This window comes from Methylophilus sp. UBA6697, from assembly GCF_002454655.1.
Lineage (GTDB): Bacteria > Pseudomonadota > Gammaproteobacteria > Burkholderiales > Methylophilaceae > Methylophilus.
Map to the genome: position 1 here is coordinate 27,611 of NZ_DKJH01000023.1, position 20,947 is coordinate 48,557.

Here is a 20,947-nt window from a genome sequence, read left to right on the forward strand (position 1 = left end):
TGGCTTGACCTTACCCATATGGGAAGGTTTAAAGTGTGACTCACGACTATGCAAGGAGTCCGTGATGACTACAGAACGCATCGAAAACAAGAGTTCAAATCCTGACATTATCAATTTGCCCATTGACGGTATGACCTGCGCCAGTTGTGTAGGTAGAGTGGAAACTGCATTATCAAAAGTGGATGGTGTAGGCAGTGTATCAGTCAACTTAGCCACTGAACGTGCAGATATTCACTTGGTAAAACCAGTGGATCGCAAAGAATTAATCACCGCAGTTGAAAATGTGGGATATAGCGTGCCAAGCAATACGATAGAGCTCTCTGTAGAAGGAATGACATGCGCCAGTTGTGTAGGTCGCGTGGAAAGTGCCATCAAAGGAGTGCCAGGTGTTTCTGAAGCCACAGTAAACTTAGCGACCGAACGAGCAACCATTAAAGGAAATGTTTCAGCGAATGAACTGATTTCCGCGATCACTAATATCGGATATGAGGCAAAAGAGATTTCTTCAGGATTTGAGCCTGATAACGATGCCAATAGTCTCAAAAAAGATGCTGAAAGAGCAGCGCTAAAACGCGACCTGTACTTAGCCACCGCCTTCGCTTTACCCGTGTTTCTACTTGAAATGGGCTCTCACTTCATTCCGGGCGCGCATGAGTTGATTCTTTCTACAATTGGCATGGATTGGAGCTGGTACCTGCAGTTCGCATTAACAGCAATTGTATTGACCATACCTGGACGGCGTTTCTACCAGAAAGGCTTTCCCGCCCTTTATCGCCTAGCCCCAGACATGAACTCTCTTGTTGCTGTAGGAACTACGGCTGCATTTGGATATTCTGTTGTCGCGACATTCATCCCTCACCTTTTACCTGATGGCACAGTCAATGTTTACTACGAGGCTGCAGCGATCATTGTTGTATTGGTTTTGCTTGGTCGTTATCTCGAATCGAAAGCTAAAGGTCGTACATCAGAAGCGATTAAGCGATTGGCAAAAATGCAAGTCAAAGAAGCGCATGTGATGCGTAATGGAAGTTTTGTAAGTATTGCAATCAATGACGTAGTAATAGATGACATGATTGAAGTAAAACCAGGCGAAAGAATACCCGTGGACGGCACAGTCACTGATGGTCAAAGCTTTGTAGATGAATCAATGATCACGGGTGAACCAATACCAGTTGAAAAAACACAAGGTTCACGCGTTGTAGGCGGAACCATCAACCAAACAGGCGCTTTTAGAGTGCGTGCTGAAGCCATTGGTGGACAGACCATGCTTGCACAAATCATCCGTATGGTTGAACAGGCACAAGGTTCCAAATTGCCTATTCAAGCGGTCGTCGATAAGGTCACTATGTGGTTTGTGCCTGCGGTTATGCTTGCAGCCGTTATCACCTTTATAGCTTGGATGATATTTGGGCCATCTCCAGCTTTGACATATGGACTGGTCAATGCCGTGGCTGTATTGATCATTGCTTGCCCGTGTGCGATGGGCTTGGCCACACCAACCTCTATTATGGTCGGTACTGGCCGAGGTGCTGAATTGGGTGTGCTTTTCAAAAAAGGCGAAGCCTTGCAAATGCTGAAAGACGCTCAAGTAGTGGCCGTAGATAAAACCGGCACGTTAACGGAAGGTCGTCCAGTGCTGACCGATTTAGAAGTCGCAATAGGCTTTGACCGCAGTGATGTTCTAGCAAAAGTGGCAACCGTGGAATCTCAATCTGAACATCCAATTGCCCGTGCCATTGTGGCCGCAGCTAATGAAGAGAGCATTATATTGCCGGAATTGGACGATTTCGAATCCATTACCGGTATGGGAGTTCGAGCAACGGTAGGAGGGGCGAAGATTGAGATAGGTGCCGACCGATTTATACGTGCACTCGGTCTAGGGGTAGAAAACTTTGCAAACACAGCTGAACGACTAGGCAAAGAAGGCAAGTCACCTTTATATGCGGCGATTGATGGAAAACTGGCAGCGATTATTGCAGTCGCTGATCCCATCAAAGCTAGCACACCACTAGCGATAGCCGCATTGCATCAACTAGGCCTGAAAGTGGCTATGATTACCGGTGACAATGCCCGCACAGCCCGTGCAATCGCAAATCAGTTGGGTATAGACGAAGTCATCGCTGAAGTAATGCCTGAAGGTAAAGTCGAAGCAATTCGTCGCTTGAAATCGAGTTACGGGTATACCGCTTTTGTGGGAGATGGTATCAATGATGCGCCGGCACTGGCTGAGGCTGATGTCGGCCTCGCCATCGGTACCGGAACCGATGTGGCTGTGGAGTCAGCCGATGTGGTTTTGATTTCTGGCAATCTTCAAGGCGTTCCAAACGCTATTGCCTTATCAAAGGCAACCATAGGCAACATTCGGCAAAACCTGTTCTGGGCCTTCAGCTATAACACGGCATTGATACCGGTTGCTGCTGGGGCATTGTACCCAGCCTTTGGATTATTGCTGTCGCCAATCATTGCAGCTGGCGCCATGGCCTTATCGAGTGTATTTGTACTTGCAAATGCTTTGCGGTTACGTCGTTTCCAGCCGCTAGTTGCTTAAGAAATATGTACATAAAAAAGCCTGTTGATAAATTCAACAGGCTGATGATTTACTACTGGCGAGGTGGGAAGCCGGCTTTTTCCAAAGCAGAAACTATCAGACCTGGAGCAGCAGAGCTTTCAACTGTCACCGACCTATTTGGCGGGTCAGTCACGATATTGGCTTCTGGGTCTACATCTTTAATGGCCTTGGTGACACCCCGGGCACAACCGCCACACGTCATATTTTCAATATGTAATTGCATAATGAACTCCTTGGTTGAAGTTGATAGTATCTTAAGCATAGACCTTCCAATGATTGGAAGGTCAAGCGTTTTAGTTGATAATAAAATGAAGCAGTACAAAAGAATGTTCGCGTTACATTAAGGAGCCATCATCATGAGTCGGTTTTTCAACATCGGTCAGGCTGCCAAACAATCCGGAATATCTGCGAAAATGATCCGGCATTATGAAAGTGTTGGCTTGCTACAAGCGGCTTCACGTACTTTGTCTGGATATAGACAATATTCTGAGAAAGATGTGCATACGCTAACTTTCATCCGTCATGCACGCGATCTTGGGTTTTCAATTAAACAAATAGAGGATTTACTTGGTTTATGGGGAGACCCAGACCGGTCGAGCAGTGATGTAAAAGCACTGGCCCAAAAGCATGTACAGGATTTGGAGCAAAAGATTACACAATTAGCGAAAATTAAATCTGAGCTAAAAAAGCTGGTGGACTGCTGTCATGGAGATGATCGGCCAGAGTGTCCTATTATTGACGGTTTATCGGATCACGTTGCCTGATGTGGTTAGCCTTGAAGAATGCTTGTTATTAAAAATGTTTAATCGAGCTGTGAGGGTGATGACTTCAGAATTGAAGAGTGTTTAGGGCCATCACACTGGCATGCTCCGGCCCTATTTTTATCAGTTTGTTTTTCTTATGAGCAACATATAGGCTGCAGGTAGTACAAAAAGTGACAGTAATGGGGCAGTTAACATTCCTCCAACCATAGGAGCTGCTATCCGACTCATTGCCTCAGAGCCAGTTCCGTCCCCAATCAATATCGGAATCAAGCCAGCCAAGATCACGGCCACTGTCATGGCCTTAGGGCGTACTCGCAAAGCAGCACCTTCAATCAAGGCATCATGCCAATCTTGCTTGCTGTTTAGTTTTCCGGCTTGCCTGTAACGGTCTACAGCCTCATCCAGATAAACCAACATGATAATGCCGAATTCAGCAGCCAGACCGGATAAGGCAATCATGCCAACACCACTGGCAATAGAAAAATGGTAACCAAGCAGGTACAGAAACCAGATGGCACCCACCAAAGCAAATGGCAGGCTGGTTAAGATTAACAAAGCAGGCCCTATCCGTTTAAATGCCATAAACAGCAGTATGAAAATGATCCCTATGGTCATGGGCACCACATAACTTAGTCGTTTAGATGCGCGTTCAAAATATTCAAACTGTCCAGACCAGTTGAGTGAGTAGCCAGCTGGAAGTTGTAATTGTTTATCCAATGTGGCCTTGGCTTCGTTAACAAAACTACCCAAGTCTCTATCCTGTATATCAACATACACCCAGACATTGGGGCGTGCATTTTCACTTTTGATCATCGGCGGACCGTTGGTGTAGCTAACCTCTGCTATGGCTCCCAAGGGTACGCTGGCACCTGACTCTGTAATGATAGGCAGCGTTTTGAGCTTATCGGCGGAGTCCCGGACCTCCCTCGGAAAGCGCAGATTGATCGGAAAACGTGCCAGCCCATCAATCTTCTCGCCGATATTGTCACCGCCAATTGCGCTAGAAACCAGTTCGTTGACATCGGTAATATTCAAACCGTAGCGTGCTGCCTTCAATCTGTCGATGCGCACATCCAGATAACGTCCACCAGTAGCTCGTTCAGCAATAACCGAACCCACGCCGGGGACCGTTTTCATGATGCGTTCTACTTCCTGACCGAGTTTCTCCAAAGTGGCCAGATCCGCTCCTCCGATTTTAATACCTACCGGACTTTTGATCCCAGTAGATAGCATGTCAATGCGATTGCGTATGGGTTGCACCCAGACATTGGCCATGCCAGGTATTTTCAATCTGGTATCTAGTTCATGGATCAGTTTCTCGGTGGTCATGCCCGCACGCCACTCCGAACGTGGCTTGAATTGAATGGTTGTCTCCAGCATTTCGAGGGGCGCAGGGTCAGTAGCTGTTTCTGCACGACCTGACTTACCGAATACCGATTTCACTTCAGGCACCGTCTTAATCAGGCGGTCACTTAACTGCAAAATTTCGGAAGCTTTGGACGCAGATAGGCCTGGTAAAGCAGTGGGCATGTAGAGCAAATCTCCTTCATCAAGCGGAGGCATGAATTCACTACCCAGTTTACCGAGTGGGATCAATGTCATGACGACCAGGAGTACTGCCACCCCCAAGGTCAGTACCGGATGCTTGAGTACTTGCGAAAGCATGGGCTTGTAAATGGCGATCAACCAGCGATTTAATGGATTATCAGCTTCGGGGCGTATCTTGCCACGAATGAAAAAGGTCATTAATACGGGAATCAATGTGACTGACAGACCAGCTGCTGCGGCCATGGCATAGGTTTTGGTATAAGCCAGCGGTGCAAACAATTTTCCTTCTTGGGCTTCCAGCGTAAATACCGGAATGAATGACAAGGTAATAATCAGCAATGAGAAAAATAAAGCCGGGCCAACTTCGCAGGCCGCCTCAATAATCACCGCTGCTCTTTGTCGCTGATCAGGCTCCCCATTTGCTATGCGAAACTCTTCGAGTTTGCGGTGCGCATTCTCTATCATCACAATGGCAGCATCGACCATGGCGCCAATGGCAATCGCAATACCACCCAGTGACATGATGTTGGCATTGATGCCCTGATAGTCCATAACTATAAAACTGATCAATATACCCAGTGGCAATGCGACAATCGCCACCATGGCTGACCTGAGATGCCATAAGAACACCAGGCATACTAGCGCTACGACGAGAAACTCTTCAATCAGCTTATGAGTGAGATTATCAACTGCACGCTTGATTAGTTGGGACCTGTCGTAAGTCGTGACTACCTCGACGCCTGCAGGCAGGCTCTTTTTTAGTGTTTCAAGTTTTAATTTGACGGCATCAATCACCTGTAATGCATTTTGACCAGCACGGACGACAATCACGCCACCTGTAACTTCCCCCTCACCATTCAACTCAGCTATGCCACGGCGCAATTCTGGGCCTAGCTGCACGCGGGCAATATCCGCTAGCAGAATCGGCGTCCCCGCTTCCGAGACACTGATTGGAATGGCTTTGAAGTCTTCTAGCGTGTCTAGATAACCGTGCGCCCGTATCATGTATTCCGCCTCGCCCAGCTCAATCACTGCACCACCTGTGTCCTGATTGGCATTTTGAATGGCCGCAGTCACTTTCGATAATGGGATTCTGTAGTTACGCAATTTATCTGGATCCACCTGTATTTGATATTGGCGAACCAGACCACCTAACGTCGCTACCTCGGCCACGCCAGGGATGGTTTTCAACTCAAATTTGAGAAACCAGTCCTGCATGGCCCGTAATTCACCAAGATCATGCTGACCGGATTTATCCACCAATGCATATTCGTAAACCCAGCCCACACCAGTTGCGTCCGGACCCAAGCTAGGTGAAGCACCTTTGGGTAGGCGCGAAGATATCTGGCTTAAGTATTCCAGTACCCTCGATCTGGCCCAGTATTGATCTGTGCCATCATTAAACAAGATATAAACAAATGAATCGCCAAAGAAAGAATAGCCGCGTACTGTTTTCACCCCAGGTACGGAAAGCATCGTCGTCGTCAACGGATAGGTAATTTGGTTTTCGACAATCTGTGGTGCTTGGCCGGCCCAGGGCGTACGGATGATAACTTGCGTGTCAGACAAGTCAGGGATGGCATCCAGAGGGGCTCGTAGCATGGCAAAAAAACCCCAGGCCGTGATTATTAAGCTAACCAGAATGACCAGAAGTGGGTTGGCAGCCGACACCTGGATCAATCTAGTGATGACGCCAAGTGTGTGAGATGGTTGTTTAGGTGTATGCATGGTTACTTCTGCCCCTTCATCACACGCGCTTGGTCAGACTGTTTGTGGATATGCTCGATGTCGTACTGTTCCGTTACCGGGTCAGACTTTAGGTCGAAGCTCACTTGGTCGCCTGGTTTAAGCGTATCCAGCTGCATGACATCCTTTACCTGAAAGGCCATGGTCATAGCTGGCCAACCCAAGTCAGGAATCGGATCGTGCGCGAGGGTAACCTGACTATTTTTGCGATCTATGGCCGTCACTTTGCCGCTACCCTGTGGCATTTTCTGAGCAGACTGGGGAGTGTTGTGTCCATCCATCTTCATCGATATTTCGGTTGCTTCTGAGGGTGTTGTCTGTGAGAGCTTTGCAAGTACTCCTGAGAGCGAAGCTTCCGAGTCAATCAGGAACTGACCGGATGCCACAACCTGGTCACCGTCTGACAAACCAGAAAGTATTTCGGTATTGCCAGCATATTCTTCTCCGGTAGTCACCTCGACCGGTTTAAACCCGGTTGGCAGTTTGACGATCACCACTTTACGGGTGCCCGTCACGATGACCGACTCACTCGGAACAGCAATTGATTCATGCTTAGCACCTGCCAGCATAATATTGGCAAACATGCCGGTGCGCAGCTTGCCCTGTTTATTTGGCAACTCAATGCGTACCTGCATAGTGCGTGATGTGTTATCCAGCGTGGGATAAACATAGCTGACTTTACCTTTTAATGTTTCACCTGGCATGCCTTGTAGCTGGATGTCTGCTTCGCTGCCTAGGTGTACGCGGCCTACATCCCGCTCCGGGACTTCTGCTATTAGCCATACATTCGAAAAGTCAGTGATTTGCATCAAGCTGCTGCCGGGCATCAGTTGTGCCCCTTCGCGCAAGCCCAATTCCGTCACGATGCCGGATGCCGGGGCATAAACACTGAAGCGTGCATTGGCACGGCCAGCATGGGTGATGGCTACAATTTCGCTCTCGCTCATCCCGAGTAACTTCAGACGGTTACGTGCAGCCTGTGCAAGGTCGCGGGTATTGAACGACATTTCACCGGCGTTAGCATTCTCTGAACCAGGCTGATATGCCAATAGAGCTAAATACTCCTGTTGTGCGGTCAATAATTCAGGCGCATATACCTCTGCGACTTTTTGTCCTTTGACAACATTATCTCCGATGGCGCGTACGCTTAAGCGCTCTACAAAGCCTGGCACACGGGTTTGTACTACGTAGTACCCGCGCTGGTTTGGTTCAATGCGGCCGACTGCCGACAAGGTTTCCCCAAATTGGGACATACTGGCGGTTGCTAAGCGTATTCCCAGATTTTGCTGAATTTGCGCTGGGATAGAGACCCCAGCATTTTCAGTATTCGCTTCCATGTATTTGGGTTCCAGTTGCATGTCCATAAACGGTGACTTGCCTGGCTTGTTAAATTTCTGCGTAGGGACCATAGGGTCATACCAATATGCAACGGTTTTGCCACTACCGTCCTGTACTACACCATTGATCATTGGTGCAGATGTCTCAGCTTTGGGTGTTGTTTCCGATGAGGGAGCAGAGCCATGCGACTGCAACCACCACAACCAAATTCCCATATTGACCAGCGCAAACAGTATGACAAGTGATATCTGGTTCAAGCGTTTCATGGGTGACTCCCTGCAGGTGATTGTGCGGTGAAAAAATGTTCGTCATTCAAGAGGAATGCAATATTGATTGCTGCACGTTGTAGTTCAGTCTGGATATTCAAATGCTCAATCTGTATTTCCAACACATCTCGTTTTGCTTCCCAGACCTCTGCCAAGTTAGGCTTGCCTGCACGATAGGCAGCTTCTAGCAATTTGAGCCTGGCATCCGCAGCAGGAATGAGACGCTGCTGATGTTCGAGTTCGCGAGCCTCAGTGATTTCCCAGTCTGCACGTGCAGCCTCCAGTGCTGCTGACAGTTCTAAGCGGCGATCCTCTGTTAGCTTGCGCGCCCGTTCTAGCAACAACTGTTTTTCGGCCGTACGCTGATCCTGGCGGTGCGCTCTATCTGTTTGCAAATCAAAGGCAACCTGGAAAGTCACCATGTCACTTGCGCCTGCAAAACGCTTGCCGTAACCGACCTCCCAACTCCAGTTCGATAGCTTGCCTAGTTGAGCGCGATCAAGGTCAGAGACTGCCACAGCCTCTTGTTGTCTTGCATTGAGTAATTGAGGGTTATCTTCCAGTTCTGAACGCTGGTCTAGGATGGTTAGCTGCGGGCGTTTGGGCGTATAAAGACGCATCTCATCGCTGAGCTGTCTTTTGGCATCATTTCCCAGCCAACGTGCGAGTCCTGCACGTGCTTTTCTTTCTTCCAACTGAGCCATCAGGGATTTGTCCCTGGCAGACGCTAATTGAGCATCCAGTTTAAGGATGTCACTCAATGGCTTGCCACCGGTACTGGCTGCACCAAGTGCGGCCTTGCGCTCGGCATGCATGGTTTCTATGATTTCCCGATACAGTGCAAACTTGTGTTGGGCAGCGTAGGTGTCTAGCCAAGCGATGGCAACCTCTCTCTGTATGTTGCGCTGGCTGACTAATTGCTCCGTTTCATATTGTCTAGCCTCAGCATTCAAATACTGCGCTGTGGCCTCACGTTTGGCCTGCGGAACCATTTCCTGCTCTAGGCCAATACTGGTCATGGTCATTTCTTCACGGTCAAATCGAAATGCATCCCGATTTGTTGCCGGAAGATTGATAATGCCAAGTTTTACTTTTGGATCCGGCAGTTGTGCTTCTGCGATAGCAGAGGTTCTGGACGCCTTGGCAGCATCTACTAGTGACTGCAGTAATGGTTGCCTTTGAATTGATAATTCAATAGCCTCGCCTAAAGAAAGACTATTCGCTGAGGCGAAGCCTCCATGCATGGCATGTTCTGCATAGACTGAATAGGTGAAAAAGAGCGACCAGCCGCAAAGTAGGCGCATACCTAGAGATAGGATTTTCATAAAACACTCCTGAAATACTCAAAATGACAAACAAGGGGCACGTATGGGCCCCTGAATATCAAATCAAGCCGGAGGTTTTATCGGGGGAGGGAGTTCTGCGGAACGTCTAAAGTCATTGAAGTGCAATAGCTGATGCTCAGGAACATTCAGCATGAAATCCTGTTTGTCTAACTCCAGGGTGGCCGCGATTGAAAAGTGGCAGCCAGCCATAGAACAATGGTTATGTTGCTGTGACGAGTCTTGAGTGTCGGAAGGCTGGACGGGTGGCGATTGCTGCATATGCTCACAATGACCGACATCCATAGATGGCATGGCAATTTCAAACTTATCCTGTTGCATGTGTCTAGCTTGATCCAATGCGCAGGAGACAGAGCACACTGACGCCAGTACTGGACTAGAGGCCAGTATCAGTATCAACAGCATGGTCGTTATGCGCATCAGCTTCATATAGTTGCCGAATATAGCAGTCAAGTTACATTCCAACAAGTGTTTGGGTCGTTATTGTTTCAGGCTGGTGATAACGTAATCTTGACCAGATGGAGCAAGTGTAAATGTCACGTTGTCACCTATCTTTACTTTGTCGAGTAACGCTTTCTCTTTGACCTTAAATTCCATATTCATCGCCGGCCAATTCAAAGCTGGGATTGGCTCATGTTTGAGTCTAATTTGATTGGTGGATTTGTTGATAGACATCACCTTACCCTTGCCAGTGATTACCTTTTCTGAAACCTTTTCAGACGACATAGGCATATCATCCATGGTAAAGCCGGGAATTGCTATTGCGCTTGCAATCAGAACAAACACACTTGTAATGATTTTTTTCATATTTAATCCTTGTGATCTCTAATTAATGGGGGTCTTTCAATACAATGTTACACATCATTGATATTCCTTGGCATCTGAGGAACACGGTCATCCTAAAGCTTTCCATAATGGTAAGGTCAAGAGGCATTTTCGACGATTGTTAGATTAGCCTTTGGTTAAAGTGATTTCGAACCTAGTCGAATGTTGATCAGAAACGACACGAATTTTGCCTTGATGAGCTTCGATGATTGATTTTGTAATTGCCAGCCCTAAGCCTGCGCCATCGCTGGTTTTCTGTCGGGATGGATCTACGCGATAGAAACGGTTGAACAACAAAGGTATATGTTCCGACGGGATCTGCTCTCCTGAATTCTCAACCGTCAATGTCACCAAATTTGGTTGGGTTTCAATCCGAACTATGACTTCACTATTTTTTAAAGTGTGTCGAATCGCATTAGAAAGAAGATTGCTTAGAGCTCTTCTCAACATCAACTTATTGCCTTTAGTGGTTGCCTCTCCCAATACAGTCAGCACCACATTTTTCTCTTCTGCCACCGCTTCATAAAACGCAAAAAGTTCATTTACCTCATGCGCCAAATCAATTAATTCTGTATCTGGAACAAGTTGACCATTATCAGCTTTGGCCAATAACAACATGTCTGAGATCATGCGAGCCAGGCGTTTATACTCCTCCAGGCTTGAATATAGTATTTCCCTATACTCGTCAGCAGAACGCTCACGTGACAGCATGACCTGAGTTTGGGTCATCAAGTTACTAATCGGAGTCCGTAATTCGTGAGCAAGATTAGATGAGAATTCCGAAAGACGCTTAAAGGAGCTTTCTAGCCGTGCCAACATATCATTAAAATCGAGCGCTAACCCATTCAACTCAAGTGGAACAGATTCAAGGGGAATACGCTCTCCTAAATGACTTGCAGAAACACCTCTGGTCACTTCCGCCATTTCACGAACAGGGGCAAGACCACGCCTAGCAGCGAACCAGCCTAATAGAATGGTTAAGACAATACAGGCACAAATCGCTAACCACAGGTTGCGATGGAATGCTGCCATGAACTCTTGGTGATGTTCTATATTAGTGGCCAAACCAATTAACATTTTTGGCTGCCCTGGTATGTCAGTGGCGGCATATGCAGATAGGCCTCTATACATTTGAACATCATGATTCAATATCACCATTTTTGAATGTTGAGATGATATTTTTGATGTCAACCTGCTCATCAGGTGATCGGTCAATGCTTTATCTGTCGTTGAAAAAACAAGGTGTTGTTTTGCGTCCAGAATGGCAGCAAATAGACCTGCATGACCAACAAGCGCGTCATTTAACTTACCGGGTAATTCAGTCATATCCATGTCAGAGTGGACATTTGCTAAAGCATGCCTTATGAGCTGAAGCTTTCCTTCAAGCTCAGTTTGGTCCATATGTTCAAAGTGTGACTCTACTAGTGAGTCAACTAATAGCCCGATCAAAAGCAAAACTATAGTTGATGCTGTCGAGAAAAACAGAGTTAGCCGAAAGGTAATCGATTGCGGGCGCATCATTTTTCAGGGGTTTCTAAAACATACCCCATCCCTCTTATGGTCTGGATGAGCTTGGGTTCAAAGTCATCGTCCACCTTCATACGCAGGCGTCGCATGGCGACTTCAATGACATTGGTATCGCTATCGAAATTCATATCCCAAACTTGGGAAGCAATGAGCGAACGTGGCAGTACCTCACCTTGGCGGCGAAGCAATAATTCCAGTAATGAAAACTCTTTGGATGTAAGTTCGATTCGTTTACCTGCTCGGCTGACTCGTCGGCGTAATAGGTCCAACTTTAAATCGGCAGCTTCCAATACTTCTGCCTCTTTGATTTTACCGCGCCTTAATAGCGTTCTGACACGTGCAAGCAATTCAGAAAAATCAAATGGTTTAACCAGGTAGTCATCGGCACCTAATTCCAACCCTTTAACACGGTCTTCAATCTGATCACGTGCGGTAAGAAAGAGGACAGGCATTTCTTTGCCGATTTGCCGCACAGTCTTCACAACTTGCCAGCCATCCATGCCAGGCAACATGACGTCAAGAATAATTAAATCGTAATCTTCTGTCATCGCCATATGCAAGCCATCGATGCCATCGCGCATGATATCAGTCACAAATCCTGCTTCGGACAAGCCTTGTTTCAGGTAGTCTCCGGTTTTGGTTTCATCTTCAATAATCAGGATTTTCATATGCAATTTGCACCGAGCTTAATGCTATCAATTGTGCATGAGATTTAACGGCTCTGGCAAAGATTACAAAGATGTAATGCGCTAGTCATCAATCAGTTATGGAACATCTATCAATATAGGCATTTTTATGATGTCAGCTTTTGTTCGCACTAGACAGCATGACAAGTTTGTAATATTGCCGTCAGGTTGTGGTCAACAAGCCCAGCGCAAAATGGTAACTGTCATTTCAATGCCAAATGATAAGAAGTAAAGCTCAAGGCATAAATACTTAAATTATTTAAGAAAGGCTTCAAGATGAATAAGCAAACTTTGAATCGTATGATGATCGTGATTGCACTTTGTGCTGCAGGCTTCTTTTCACTCGCAAATGCTGGCATGGATGAAGCTCAACGCCAGCTTATCCAACGTGTCACCCAGGCAAAGCAAGTCCAACAACAAGCACAGGCAGCCAAAGGGGCCGAACGGCAAAAACTTTTAGACAACCATATGAAATTAATGCATGAGAATATGGATACCTGCCGGTCTATGAAACCAAAAGCAGGCATGACCGAAAAAGAGCGGGATGACTGGTTTGCCGAGCACCAAAATATCATGAACCAAATGATGGATCAGATGATGACTGATTATCATATGGTAACCGAATTAAATGGCAGCTCTGCAGAATCCGGTACTCATAAACACTAAATCTCACCAGGCCAGCCTACAACAGGCTGGCTATTAGTTCACGAAAGTTGTTATGGCATTCATTGAAAGACCACACGGGGCAAGAGTCAATATCACTTACTCTTGGTTTAAATATATCTTATCGGCCGCAAGTGTCATTCTGTTATTGTCCGGTCAGACGAGCGCCGCCGGGGATAGTCAATCCGAACAGTCATATCAGTCTGCGTTTGATGATTACAAAGGTGACACTGAACAAAAACGTACAGATTGGATGGATGCCAATACACCAACTTCAAGTGGTCACGCAGGACATGACATGCGCAATATGCCATCTAATGACTTGTTAGGCATGGATCACTCGCAGATGAACCATATGGACCATTCGCAACATGGCACAGAAAAGTCCTCTCAGAAAAATCAATTAGCCAAAAGTAATGTAGGCCAACCAATGAATATGGATCATGCCACTATGCATGATCATAGCCAGCATGAGCACGTGAATTCACAAGCTCACGCTAAAGAGTCACCAACATCCATGAATGAGTCTATGCCGCAAGAACATCAACATGATGACATGCCAGCAATGGAAACGCATTCAGCAGAGCAAACGGAGCCTAATAGTGAACATAACAACCATGATCATGGGAGTCATAACCATGAGGATCAAACAAATTCGGCAGATAACCAGCCTGATTCAAAGCCCTCCACCCAAACTACAGGGTTTGAAATAATCCCCAATGTACATCCGGCAATTGTGCATTTTCCGATTGCATTGACACTCGTTGCATTTTTGCTGGGTTTGATCGCCTACCTTACTCGCCGGTACGCCATTACAGAACATTTTTCGGTGGCCTCTCATATGAGTTTATGGCTCGCTGCATTGGGTGCAATAGGTGCAGTTATTTTTGGCTGGTTGGCTTTCAATTCTGTTAACCATGATGAAGGAGGCCATCTGGCCATGCTGACTCATCGGGTGTGGGCGATCCCAACTGCTCTAGGTCTGGTTGGAGTCGCAGTGTGGGATATCGCTAAGAACGGCTTCAAAAAACCAGTATCTCTGTTTATGGTAATTCAATTATTGGTACTGTCGATTGGTATTAGTGTCACTGCTTGGTTAGGTGGTGAAGTGGTTTATCGTCACGGTATTGGCGTGTTATCTATACCCGCTACTTCAGGTACTGGCCATAGTCATCAGCATGGTACAGAAGGAGCTCAGCATGAACATTAATGATACTGCATTGAAGCATAAAGGAATATTGCTAGCGCTTGCTTCGGTGTTCGTATTAACCGGATGTGCGACGTTCACTAAAGACGGTGGTTTTGACAATGTACAGCAGATCGCCAAGAAACAACTTAAACAGGAAATTGCTTGGCCTAAATCTGAAAAGGAACATGAAAAGATCAATGAGCGTGTCCAGTCATTACTATCCCAGAAAATCAACGCGGATGCCGCTGTCCAGATTGCACTACTGAACAATCGAGGCTTACAGGCTGCCTTTTATGATTTAGGTATATCGGAGGCTGATTTGGTACAGGCCGGCAGATTGCCTAATCCACGCTTTTCAATGTTGTATGCCAAAAATGATGGCGAGTACAAAATCGAACAGGCCTTCACGTTTAACATTTTTTCTTTGATTACCATGCCAAAAGCTGTGGAAATTGAAAAGCGGAGATTTGAGCAAACTCAGAAGTCTACTGCCATGGAAGTGCTTAAGTTGGCAAACCACACCCGAGCTGCATATTTCAATGCAGTAGCTGCTGCTGAGCTCACCCGATACAGCGAACAGGTGAAAGAGTCAGCTGAAGCTAGTGCCGAGCTGGCTAAACGAATGTTTCAAGTGGGTAACTGGAATCAGATACAACAAATGCGTGAGCAAAGTTTTTACGCAGATGCTGCATTAGATTATGCCAATGCCAGAAACAAACAGGTCAAAGCCTATGAGGCTTTGGCCCGGCTATTGGGTGTATCAGTTACAGAACTTCACTTGGAAGAGAGGCTGCCAGATTTACCGAAGACCATTAATGATTTACAGCCTTTTGAGCAGAGTGCATTTGATCAAAGACTGGATTTGCAGGAGGTTCGTTTGGAAACGGAGGCCGTCGCTAAACAACTCGGACTTACCAAAACCACACGTTTTATCAATGTACTCGAAATCGGCCCGGCTAGAGTGCTAGAAGGTAAGCGTAGTGATCCTTATAAAAAAGGCATCGATCTTTCTTTTGAAATTCCACTTTTTGATTGGGGAACCGCCCGTGTAGGGAGAGCAGAAGCCATTTATATGCAGGCAGTGAATCGGACGGCACAAACTGTCATCAATGCGCAATCAGAGATCCGTGAATCCTATAACACGTATCGAACTTACTATGACACAACCAAACACATCCGCGATGAAATCGTGCCTTTGCGCAAGAAAACCCTGCAGCAGAGTTTACTCAGATATAACGGCATGCTTACCAGTCCGTTTGAGTTGTTTGGTGACGCCCGTGCGCAAGTTCAAAGCGTCAAAGGATACATTGAATCATTACGCGACTTTTGGGTGGCTGACGCTGCGCTACAAGCTACTTTAGTGGCAAGTCCTCAAATGATGGAAGGTCAATAAGCATGAGTAATCCAGGTTTAAACAGAAGAAGTTTTTTTAAATATGCAGGTCTCGGGATGGCGGGTGTTGCGATCTCTAGCGTCAGCAAAGTTGCAATGGCTGCGCTGCCCGAAATAGTAACTAGTGATGCGGCCACTACTCAACCCCCACTACATCCTACGACCGGTAGACCTTATAATCCCGTGGTCACATTAAATGGCTGGACACTGCCATGGCGTATGAACAATGGAGTTAAAGAATTTCATTTGGTAGCTGAACCTGTTGTGCGTGAAATTGCACCTGGTATGAAAGCACACCTATGGGGCTATAACGGCCAAAGTCCTGGGCCAACTATTGAGGTGGTGGAAGGCGACCGAGTACGAATATATGTTACCAACAGGCTTCCTGAGCGAACCAGTATACACTGGCATGGTCAACGTTTACCGAATGGCATGGATGGAGTAACTGGCTTGACGCAACCTGCGATTGAACCCGGTAAGACATTTGTCTACGAATTTGAAGCAAAACGTCCTGGTACATTCATGTACCACCCACATGCTGATGAAATGCTGCAAATGGCAATGGGCATGATGGGAAGTTGGGTGACACACCCTAAAGACCCGAATTTTATGCCGGTTGACCGTGACTTTATCTTCTTGCTCAATGCATATGATATTGAACCAGGCAGTTACACGCCAAAAACCAATACCATGCTGGATTTTAATCTTTGGACGTGGAACAGCAGAGCATTCCCAGGTATCGATTCTATTGTTGTTGGCAAAAATGATCGCGTGCGAATCCGGATGGGCAATCTAACCATGACCAATCATCCCATTCATATCCATGGACATGAGTTTGAAGTGACAGGCACTGATGGTGGATGGATACCAAAAACGGCTCGTTGGCCTGAGGTTACGACCGATGTGGCGGTTGGTCAAATGCGGGCGATTGAATTTATTGCAGATGCGCCGGGCGACTGGGCATTCCACTGCCATAAGAGTCACCACACAATGAATGCGATGGGTCATGATGTCCCCACCCTGATTGGAGTGAAACAAGGAGACCTCATCAAGAAAATAGGGAAATTGGTACCTGACTACATGCCAATGGGCGAAACAGGCATGTCAGAGATGACTGATATGGCTGAGATGATGGATATGCCTATTCCCGAAAATACCTTGCCTATGATGATGGGCACAGGCCCATTTGGTGCCATAGATATGGGTGGGATGTTCACTACTGTTAAAGTCAGAGATGGACTGAAGCGAGATGATTACAAAAATCCAGGAAATTATAAACATCCGGCGGGCACTGTGGCTCATGCGGTGGATAGAGAAGCGCCACCGATTGAGCGTAAGAATACAGTTAGTACAAATGATGCAGACGTTAAGGTTAGAAAGCCAACAGGCCACTCAGGGCATTAACTGATTTGGGTAGTATATGGTTGGTTTTAGTCGGTTGAAAGACGCTACACAGGCCAATCATATGCTCTAGAATCGTTACTGATTCCGCTTCAGGTCTGTTATATAACCTTTCATTTCATCTATCTCCTTGCGCTGCGCTTCAATAACTTCGTCCGCCAATTTCCTTACTCTAGGATCAGTTATTCTTGCCCGTTCACTAGTTAATATAGCAATCGAGTGATGAGGAATCATCGCACGCATGTATGCAACATCATCGACTGTAGTCTGACTTCGTACTAACCACAGTGACACCCCAAAAACGAGGACGCTAGTCCCTAGAATGAGTATATTGATTTGTTTGTTGGGGTACATATTCCACATGAAAGCTAGCATAACAAATGCCATGGTCGCCCCCATGATCAGTGCCATGTATGCTCTAGTTTCACTAAAGAAAACATGATCAACCGAATAAACATTCAGATACATTAGCCCAAACATGACAATTGTGCCTACCACAATCATTAGAACAAATTTTGAGTATTTCATTGAACCCATCGGGTGGTTGTGATGAGATGCAGTAGAGTTTTGCATTGGCTTCTCCTGGTCAGTTGTCTGATTTAAGAGATGACATGGTTTTAAGTGATGAGTTCAAGATCTTTGCCGTCATAAAATGGCATGGAGATTTTAAGCTGAGAGTCTTTTAAAAAAAATTTTTAGAAAGATGAGGTCAATTAGTTGCTCGGCAGTGGAATGCGTGGTCACATGAATGAAATACGCCCCATCGTAGTGATGCGAACTTCTCTTCGGCTACTCCCATGCGGGAGGCGATAACACAAATTCCAAAACCAACAAACTTGCCAGTGATCATCAACGGCATACCATTTAACAAAGCATCGCGACCTGCGGTTAACTCATGACCTAAAACGCTATAGAGTCCCTAGCAGCAGCACTGCTAACAAACGATATAGTGTTTTAGACTTTAATTAGTGGCCCATGAAGCACCATAGGAACGTTCAAATATTACCAATGAGCTGTAACTCTTGCTTAAGTCTCTCTTTATCATTCAAGATGTCTGGACTTAAGTTAAGAAATGCCTCAATCCTCTTGCGAAGTATTGAATAAGCCTGAACGAATGAAGCTTCTATCTCAGCATCTGTGCCTGTTGCTTTGGCAGGATCATCCACTCCCCAATGCGCTCTTAAGACATTTCCCAGATAGGCCGGACAGGTTTCCCCTGCTGCATTACTGCAAACTGTAATAACGATGTCTGGGGTCACCGGCAGGCTATCCCATGACTTGCTATAATAGCCTTCTGTAGATATGCCTTCACGCTTTAACAATACAATAGAACGTGGATGCACCTCGCCTGTAGGCTGGCTTCCGGCGCTCATTGCTTTCATGCCTGTTGGTGCCAGAGCATTGAATGTTGCCTCAGCCAAAATTGAACGGCATGAGTTACCTGTACATAAAAATAGAATATTCATTGATAGCTTTCGATTATTAGGCACTCTCGTACCAATGACGGCTACGATTCACAATTGCGATGACTGACAACATGACAGGCACTTCAATCAGCACACCTACAACGGTAGCTAGAGCGGCGCCTGAATTAAATCCAAAGAGTGCAATAGCCGTTGCGACAGCCAACTCAAAAAAGTTTGAAGCACCAATCAGCGCGGATGGAGCAGCTACGCAGTGCGCTACCTTAAGTTTTTTATTCAGCCAGTAAGCCAGCATAGAGTTGAAATACACCTGGATAATAATAGGCACTGCTATCAGGACAATAACGATGGGCTGGGCAAGTATTTGCTGGCCTTGAAAACCAAAAAGCAAAATTAAGGTTGCCAGCAAAGCGGACAAAGAAATAGGCTGAATACGCTTAAGTAATGCATCAAGTGATTTTGGGCGGCCAGACAATATTACCTCTCGCACAAATTGGCTGATTACCACAGGTACAATAATGAAGAGTACTAGAGACAGGAAAAGCGTGTCCCATGGCACAACGATATTCGAGAGGCCTAATAACAACCCTACAAGTGGTGCAAAAGCGAACAGCATAATGGCGTCATTGAGTGCAACCTGAGATAACGTAAACTTGGGTTCACCGCCACACAAGCCGCTCCAAACAAAAACCATAGCCGTGCATGGGGCAGCAGCTAAGAGAATCAGTCCGGCTATGTAACTATCAATCTGGTCTGCGGGCAACAAGTCACCGAAAACATGACGAATGAATACCCAAGCGAGTAAAGCCATAGAGAAAGGCTTTACTATCCAGTTGATGAACAAAGTAACACCTATCCCTTTGCTGTGGGCCAAGACGTCTCCCATGGTCTTGAAGTCGATTTTTAGCAGCATCGGGATAATCATTAACCATATTAGGGCAGCTACAGGCAGGTTGACTTCTGCAATCTTGAGACTTCCAACAGCCTGAAAGAACTTAGGAAAGGCTTCACCTAATCCAATCCCGACCAGAATGCATCCAAGAACCCACCATGTCAGGTTGCGCTCAAAGCTGCTTATTGAGTTTGGTTGAGTGATGGCATTCATTTAGCAACACTGCTTTCTAGTAGCAAACTCTACTTTCTGGGCAGCGGGCACACAACATGCAGCGCTAGGCTCAGTTGTCTCTTGGCCGCTAAATGTCGGAGCACTGTCTAAGGTCCGATAGGTTTCCCAGGCAATCCCCGAAGGGTCTTGTACCCAATGCTTATCTGACTTAGCGTAGCAGCAAGTCGTGCCTTCTTCAGTAAGCAAGCTCAGCTCAGCCTTATCTAAGCGGTCTTTGATTTCTTCAAGCTCTGACTCACTCTCAACCTGAATACCAATATGGTCTAGGCCAGCTTTAGCGCCACGTTTGCTAATCGCAAAATTGACTAGAGGATCATCTAACATCCACTTGGCATAATCCGGTTTCGATACTGTGGGCGAAGCACCAAACAGATTGCTATAGAAACCTACACTTTGATTGATGTCATCAACGGAGATGTGCAAATGCATACGTTTCATGGTTCATTTCCTTTCTCTTGATTGCAGATTGTTATATCAGGACAGCACTCGTTCACACCTGCACAGCAATTTTCAGTGAGGTAGGCAAGTAAGCCATTCATTGCGGCATAGTTGGCGGTGTAGTAAATGAATCTACTAACCTGGCGTGAGTCAATCAGTCCGGCATGGCTTAGCTCTTTAAGGTGAAATGAGAGAGTGCTGGGCGGAATATTAAGCTTCTCTCCAATGCTTCCCGCTGGCAGCCCTTCAACCCCCGCTTGAACAAGCAAGCGAAATATCTCTAAGCGAGCCTCTTGGGCAATTGAAGAAAGTTGCGTCACTGCTGATTTGATGTCCATGTATTCTATATTTCCATAATTATGGAAATAATGCAACCATTAGATGGTTTGAATGAAGCAGAGGATTAATCAAAATCAGTAGTAATGTAAAAACAAAATACAACAACGGTGAAGTCGATTTTTATGTGATTATCGCTAAATCGACATTTCAACTGACATCCCCAAAGTCACACTCAAAATTAATTTCCAAGCTACCAGGTTACGCTGCAAGTGGGGTACAAGTGTGTTGGTACGTTCTATGGGTGCCTTTACTATATTACGTCACCTACCTTCTAGAGGTAGGTAATTTAGATTACATACATCAAATAATGGATGGTTGATGAGGAATCATTGCACGCATTTATAGGTATTAAAAAGACTAATA

Annotated in this window: 18 protein-coding genes; 6 read left to right on the forward strand and 12 right to left on the reverse strand. The window is 46.1% G+C overall.

Annotated features, from left to right (window positions below; all coding sequences use genetic code 11):
* Positions 1-64: 64 nt before the first annotated feature.
* On the forward strand, positions 65-2,548 hold the full coding sequence (locus B3355_RS06920) for a heavy metal translocating P-type ATPase (RefSeq protein WP_047516671.1): 2,484 nt from the start codon (positions 65-67) through the stop codon (positions 2,546-2,548).
* Positions 2,549-2,600: 52 nt separating this feature from the next.
* On the opposite strand, the gene B3355_RS06925 is transcribed toward B3355_RS06920, so the two are convergent.
* Positions 2,601-2,792 (reverse strand): heavy-metal-associated domain-containing protein, encoded by a 192-nt coding sequence (locus B3355_RS06925; protein ID WP_047516674.1) that lies wholly within the window; start codon positions 2,790-2,792, stop codon positions 2,601-2,603.
* A 133-nt stretch (positions 2,793-2,925) separates the two neighbouring features.
* On the opposite strand from B3355_RS06925, the gene cueR reads away from it, so the two are divergent.
* Entirely contained in the window at positions 2,926-3,333 is a 408-nt protein-coding gene (cueR, locus tag B3355_RS06930) for a Cu(I)-responsive transcriptional regulator (RefSeq protein ID WP_047516677.1), read from the forward strand.
* A 120-nt stretch (positions 3,334-3,453) separates the two neighbouring features.
* Here cueR and B3355_RS06935 read toward each other — a convergent pair whose 3' ends face one another.
* The 6 genes from B3355_RS06935 to B3355_RS06960 all read right to left on the reverse strand — a co-directional run bounded on the left by B3355_RS06935 (position 3,454) and on the right by B3355_RS06960 (position 12,594).
* Positions 3,454-6,609: an efflux RND transporter permease subunit gene (locus B3355_RS06935; protein ID WP_052179063.1), complete on the reverse strand. Its 3,156-nt coding sequence runs from the start codon at positions 6,607-6,609 to the stop codon at positions 3,454-3,456.
* A 2-nt stretch (positions 6,610-6,611) separates the two neighbouring features.
* The gene (locus B3355_RS06940; protein WP_052179066.1) at positions 6,612-8,231 is read right to left on the reverse strand and encodes an efflux RND transporter periplasmic adaptor subunit; all 1,620 of its coding nucleotides are present in this window, start codon (positions 8,229-8,231) and stop codon (positions 6,612-6,614) included.
* Complete coding sequence (locus tag B3355_RS06945) at positions 8,228-9,556, reverse strand: TolC family protein (RefSeq protein ID WP_081979326.1); 1,329 nt, start codon at positions 9,554-9,556, stop codon at positions 8,228-8,230. The genes B3355_RS06940 and B3355_RS06945 overlap by 4 nt, the downstream gene beginning before the upstream one ends.
* Positions 9,557-10,054: 498 nt before the next feature.
* On the reverse strand, positions 10,055-10,381 hold the full coding sequence (locus tag B3355_RS06950; protein WP_052179068.1) for a copper-binding protein: 327 nt from the start codon (positions 10,379-10,381) through the stop codon (positions 10,055-10,057).
* Positions 10,382-10,525: 144 nt separating this feature from the next.
* Positions 10,526-11,920, reverse strand: a complete 1,395-nt coding sequence (locus B3355_RS06955; RefSeq protein ID WP_292781904.1) for a heavy metal sensor histidine kinase — start codon at positions 11,918-11,920, stop codon at positions 10,526-10,528.
* Positions 11,917-12,594 (reverse strand): heavy metal response regulator transcription factor, encoded by a 678-nt coding sequence (locus tag B3355_RS06960; RefSeq protein ID WP_047516687.1) that lies wholly within the window; start codon positions 12,592-12,594, stop codon positions 11,917-11,919. The genes B3355_RS06955 and B3355_RS06960 overlap by 4 nt, the downstream gene beginning before the upstream one ends.
* Before the next feature lie 294 nt (positions 12,595-12,888).
* Between B3355_RS06960 and B3355_RS06965 the strand changes: the two genes are divergently transcribed.
* From B3355_RS06965 to B3355_RS06980, 4 genes are read left to right on the forward strand one after another with little or no spacing between them, the layout of a single operon-like run.
* Complete coding sequence (locus B3355_RS06965) at positions 12,889-13,278, forward strand: hypothetical protein (protein ID WP_292781907.1); 390 nt, start codon at positions 12,889-12,891, stop codon at positions 13,276-13,278.
* Positions 13,279-13,330: 52 nt separating this feature from the next.
* Positions 13,331-14,485, forward strand: coding sequence for a DUF2231 domain-containing protein (locus B3355_RS06970; protein WP_052179071.1), 1,155 nt, complete (start codon positions 13,331-13,333; stop codon positions 14,483-14,485).
* Positions 14,475-15,857, forward strand: a complete 1,383-nt coding sequence (locus B3355_RS06975) for a TolC family protein (protein WP_047516698.1) — start codon at positions 14,475-14,477, stop codon at positions 15,855-15,857. The genes B3355_RS06970 and B3355_RS06975 overlap by 11 nt, the downstream gene beginning before the upstream one ends.
* A gap of 2 nt (positions 15,858-15,859) precedes the next feature.
* Entirely contained in the window at positions 15,860-17,260 is a 1,401-nt protein-coding gene (locus B3355_RS06980; RefSeq protein ID WP_047516701.1) for a multicopper oxidase family protein, read from the forward strand.
* 75 nt (positions 17,261-17,335) lie between these two features.
* Here B3355_RS06980 and B3355_RS06985 read toward each other — a convergent pair whose 3' ends face one another.
* The 5 genes from B3355_RS06985 to B3355_RS07005 all read right to left on the reverse strand — a co-directional run bounded on the left by B3355_RS06985 (position 17,336) and on the right by B3355_RS07005 (position 20,583).
* Positions 17,336-17,830, reverse strand: a complete 495-nt coding sequence (locus B3355_RS06985; protein ID WP_235273071.1) for a DUF305 domain-containing protein — start codon at positions 17,828-17,830, stop codon at positions 17,336-17,338.
* A gap of 422 nt (positions 17,831-18,252) precedes the next feature.
* Complete coding sequence (locus B3355_RS06990; protein WP_047516704.1) at positions 18,253-18,723, reverse strand: arsenate reductase ArsC; 471 nt, start codon at positions 18,721-18,723, stop codon at positions 18,253-18,255.
* Positions 18,724-18,739: 16 nt separating this feature from the next.
* Positions 18,740-19,786, reverse strand: coding sequence for an ACR3 family arsenite efflux transporter (gene arsB / locus B3355_RS06995; protein ID WP_047516707.1), 1,047 nt, complete (start codon positions 19,784-19,786; stop codon positions 18,740-18,742).
* Positions 19,787-20,245: an ArsI/CadI family heavy metal resistance metalloenzyme gene (locus B3355_RS07000; protein WP_047516709.1), complete on the reverse strand. Its 459-nt coding sequence runs from the start codon at positions 20,243-20,245 to the stop codon at positions 19,787-19,789.
* Positions 20,242-20,583 carry an ArsR/SmtB family transcription factor gene (locus B3355_RS07005; protein ID WP_047516712.1) on the reverse strand — a complete coding sequence of 114 codons (342 nt, stop codon included), beginning with the start codon at positions 20,581-20,583 and terminating at the stop codon, positions 20,242-20,244. The genes B3355_RS07000 and B3355_RS07005 overlap by 4 nt, the downstream gene beginning before the upstream one ends.
* Between the last annotated feature and the right edge of the window lie 364 nt (positions 20,584-20,947).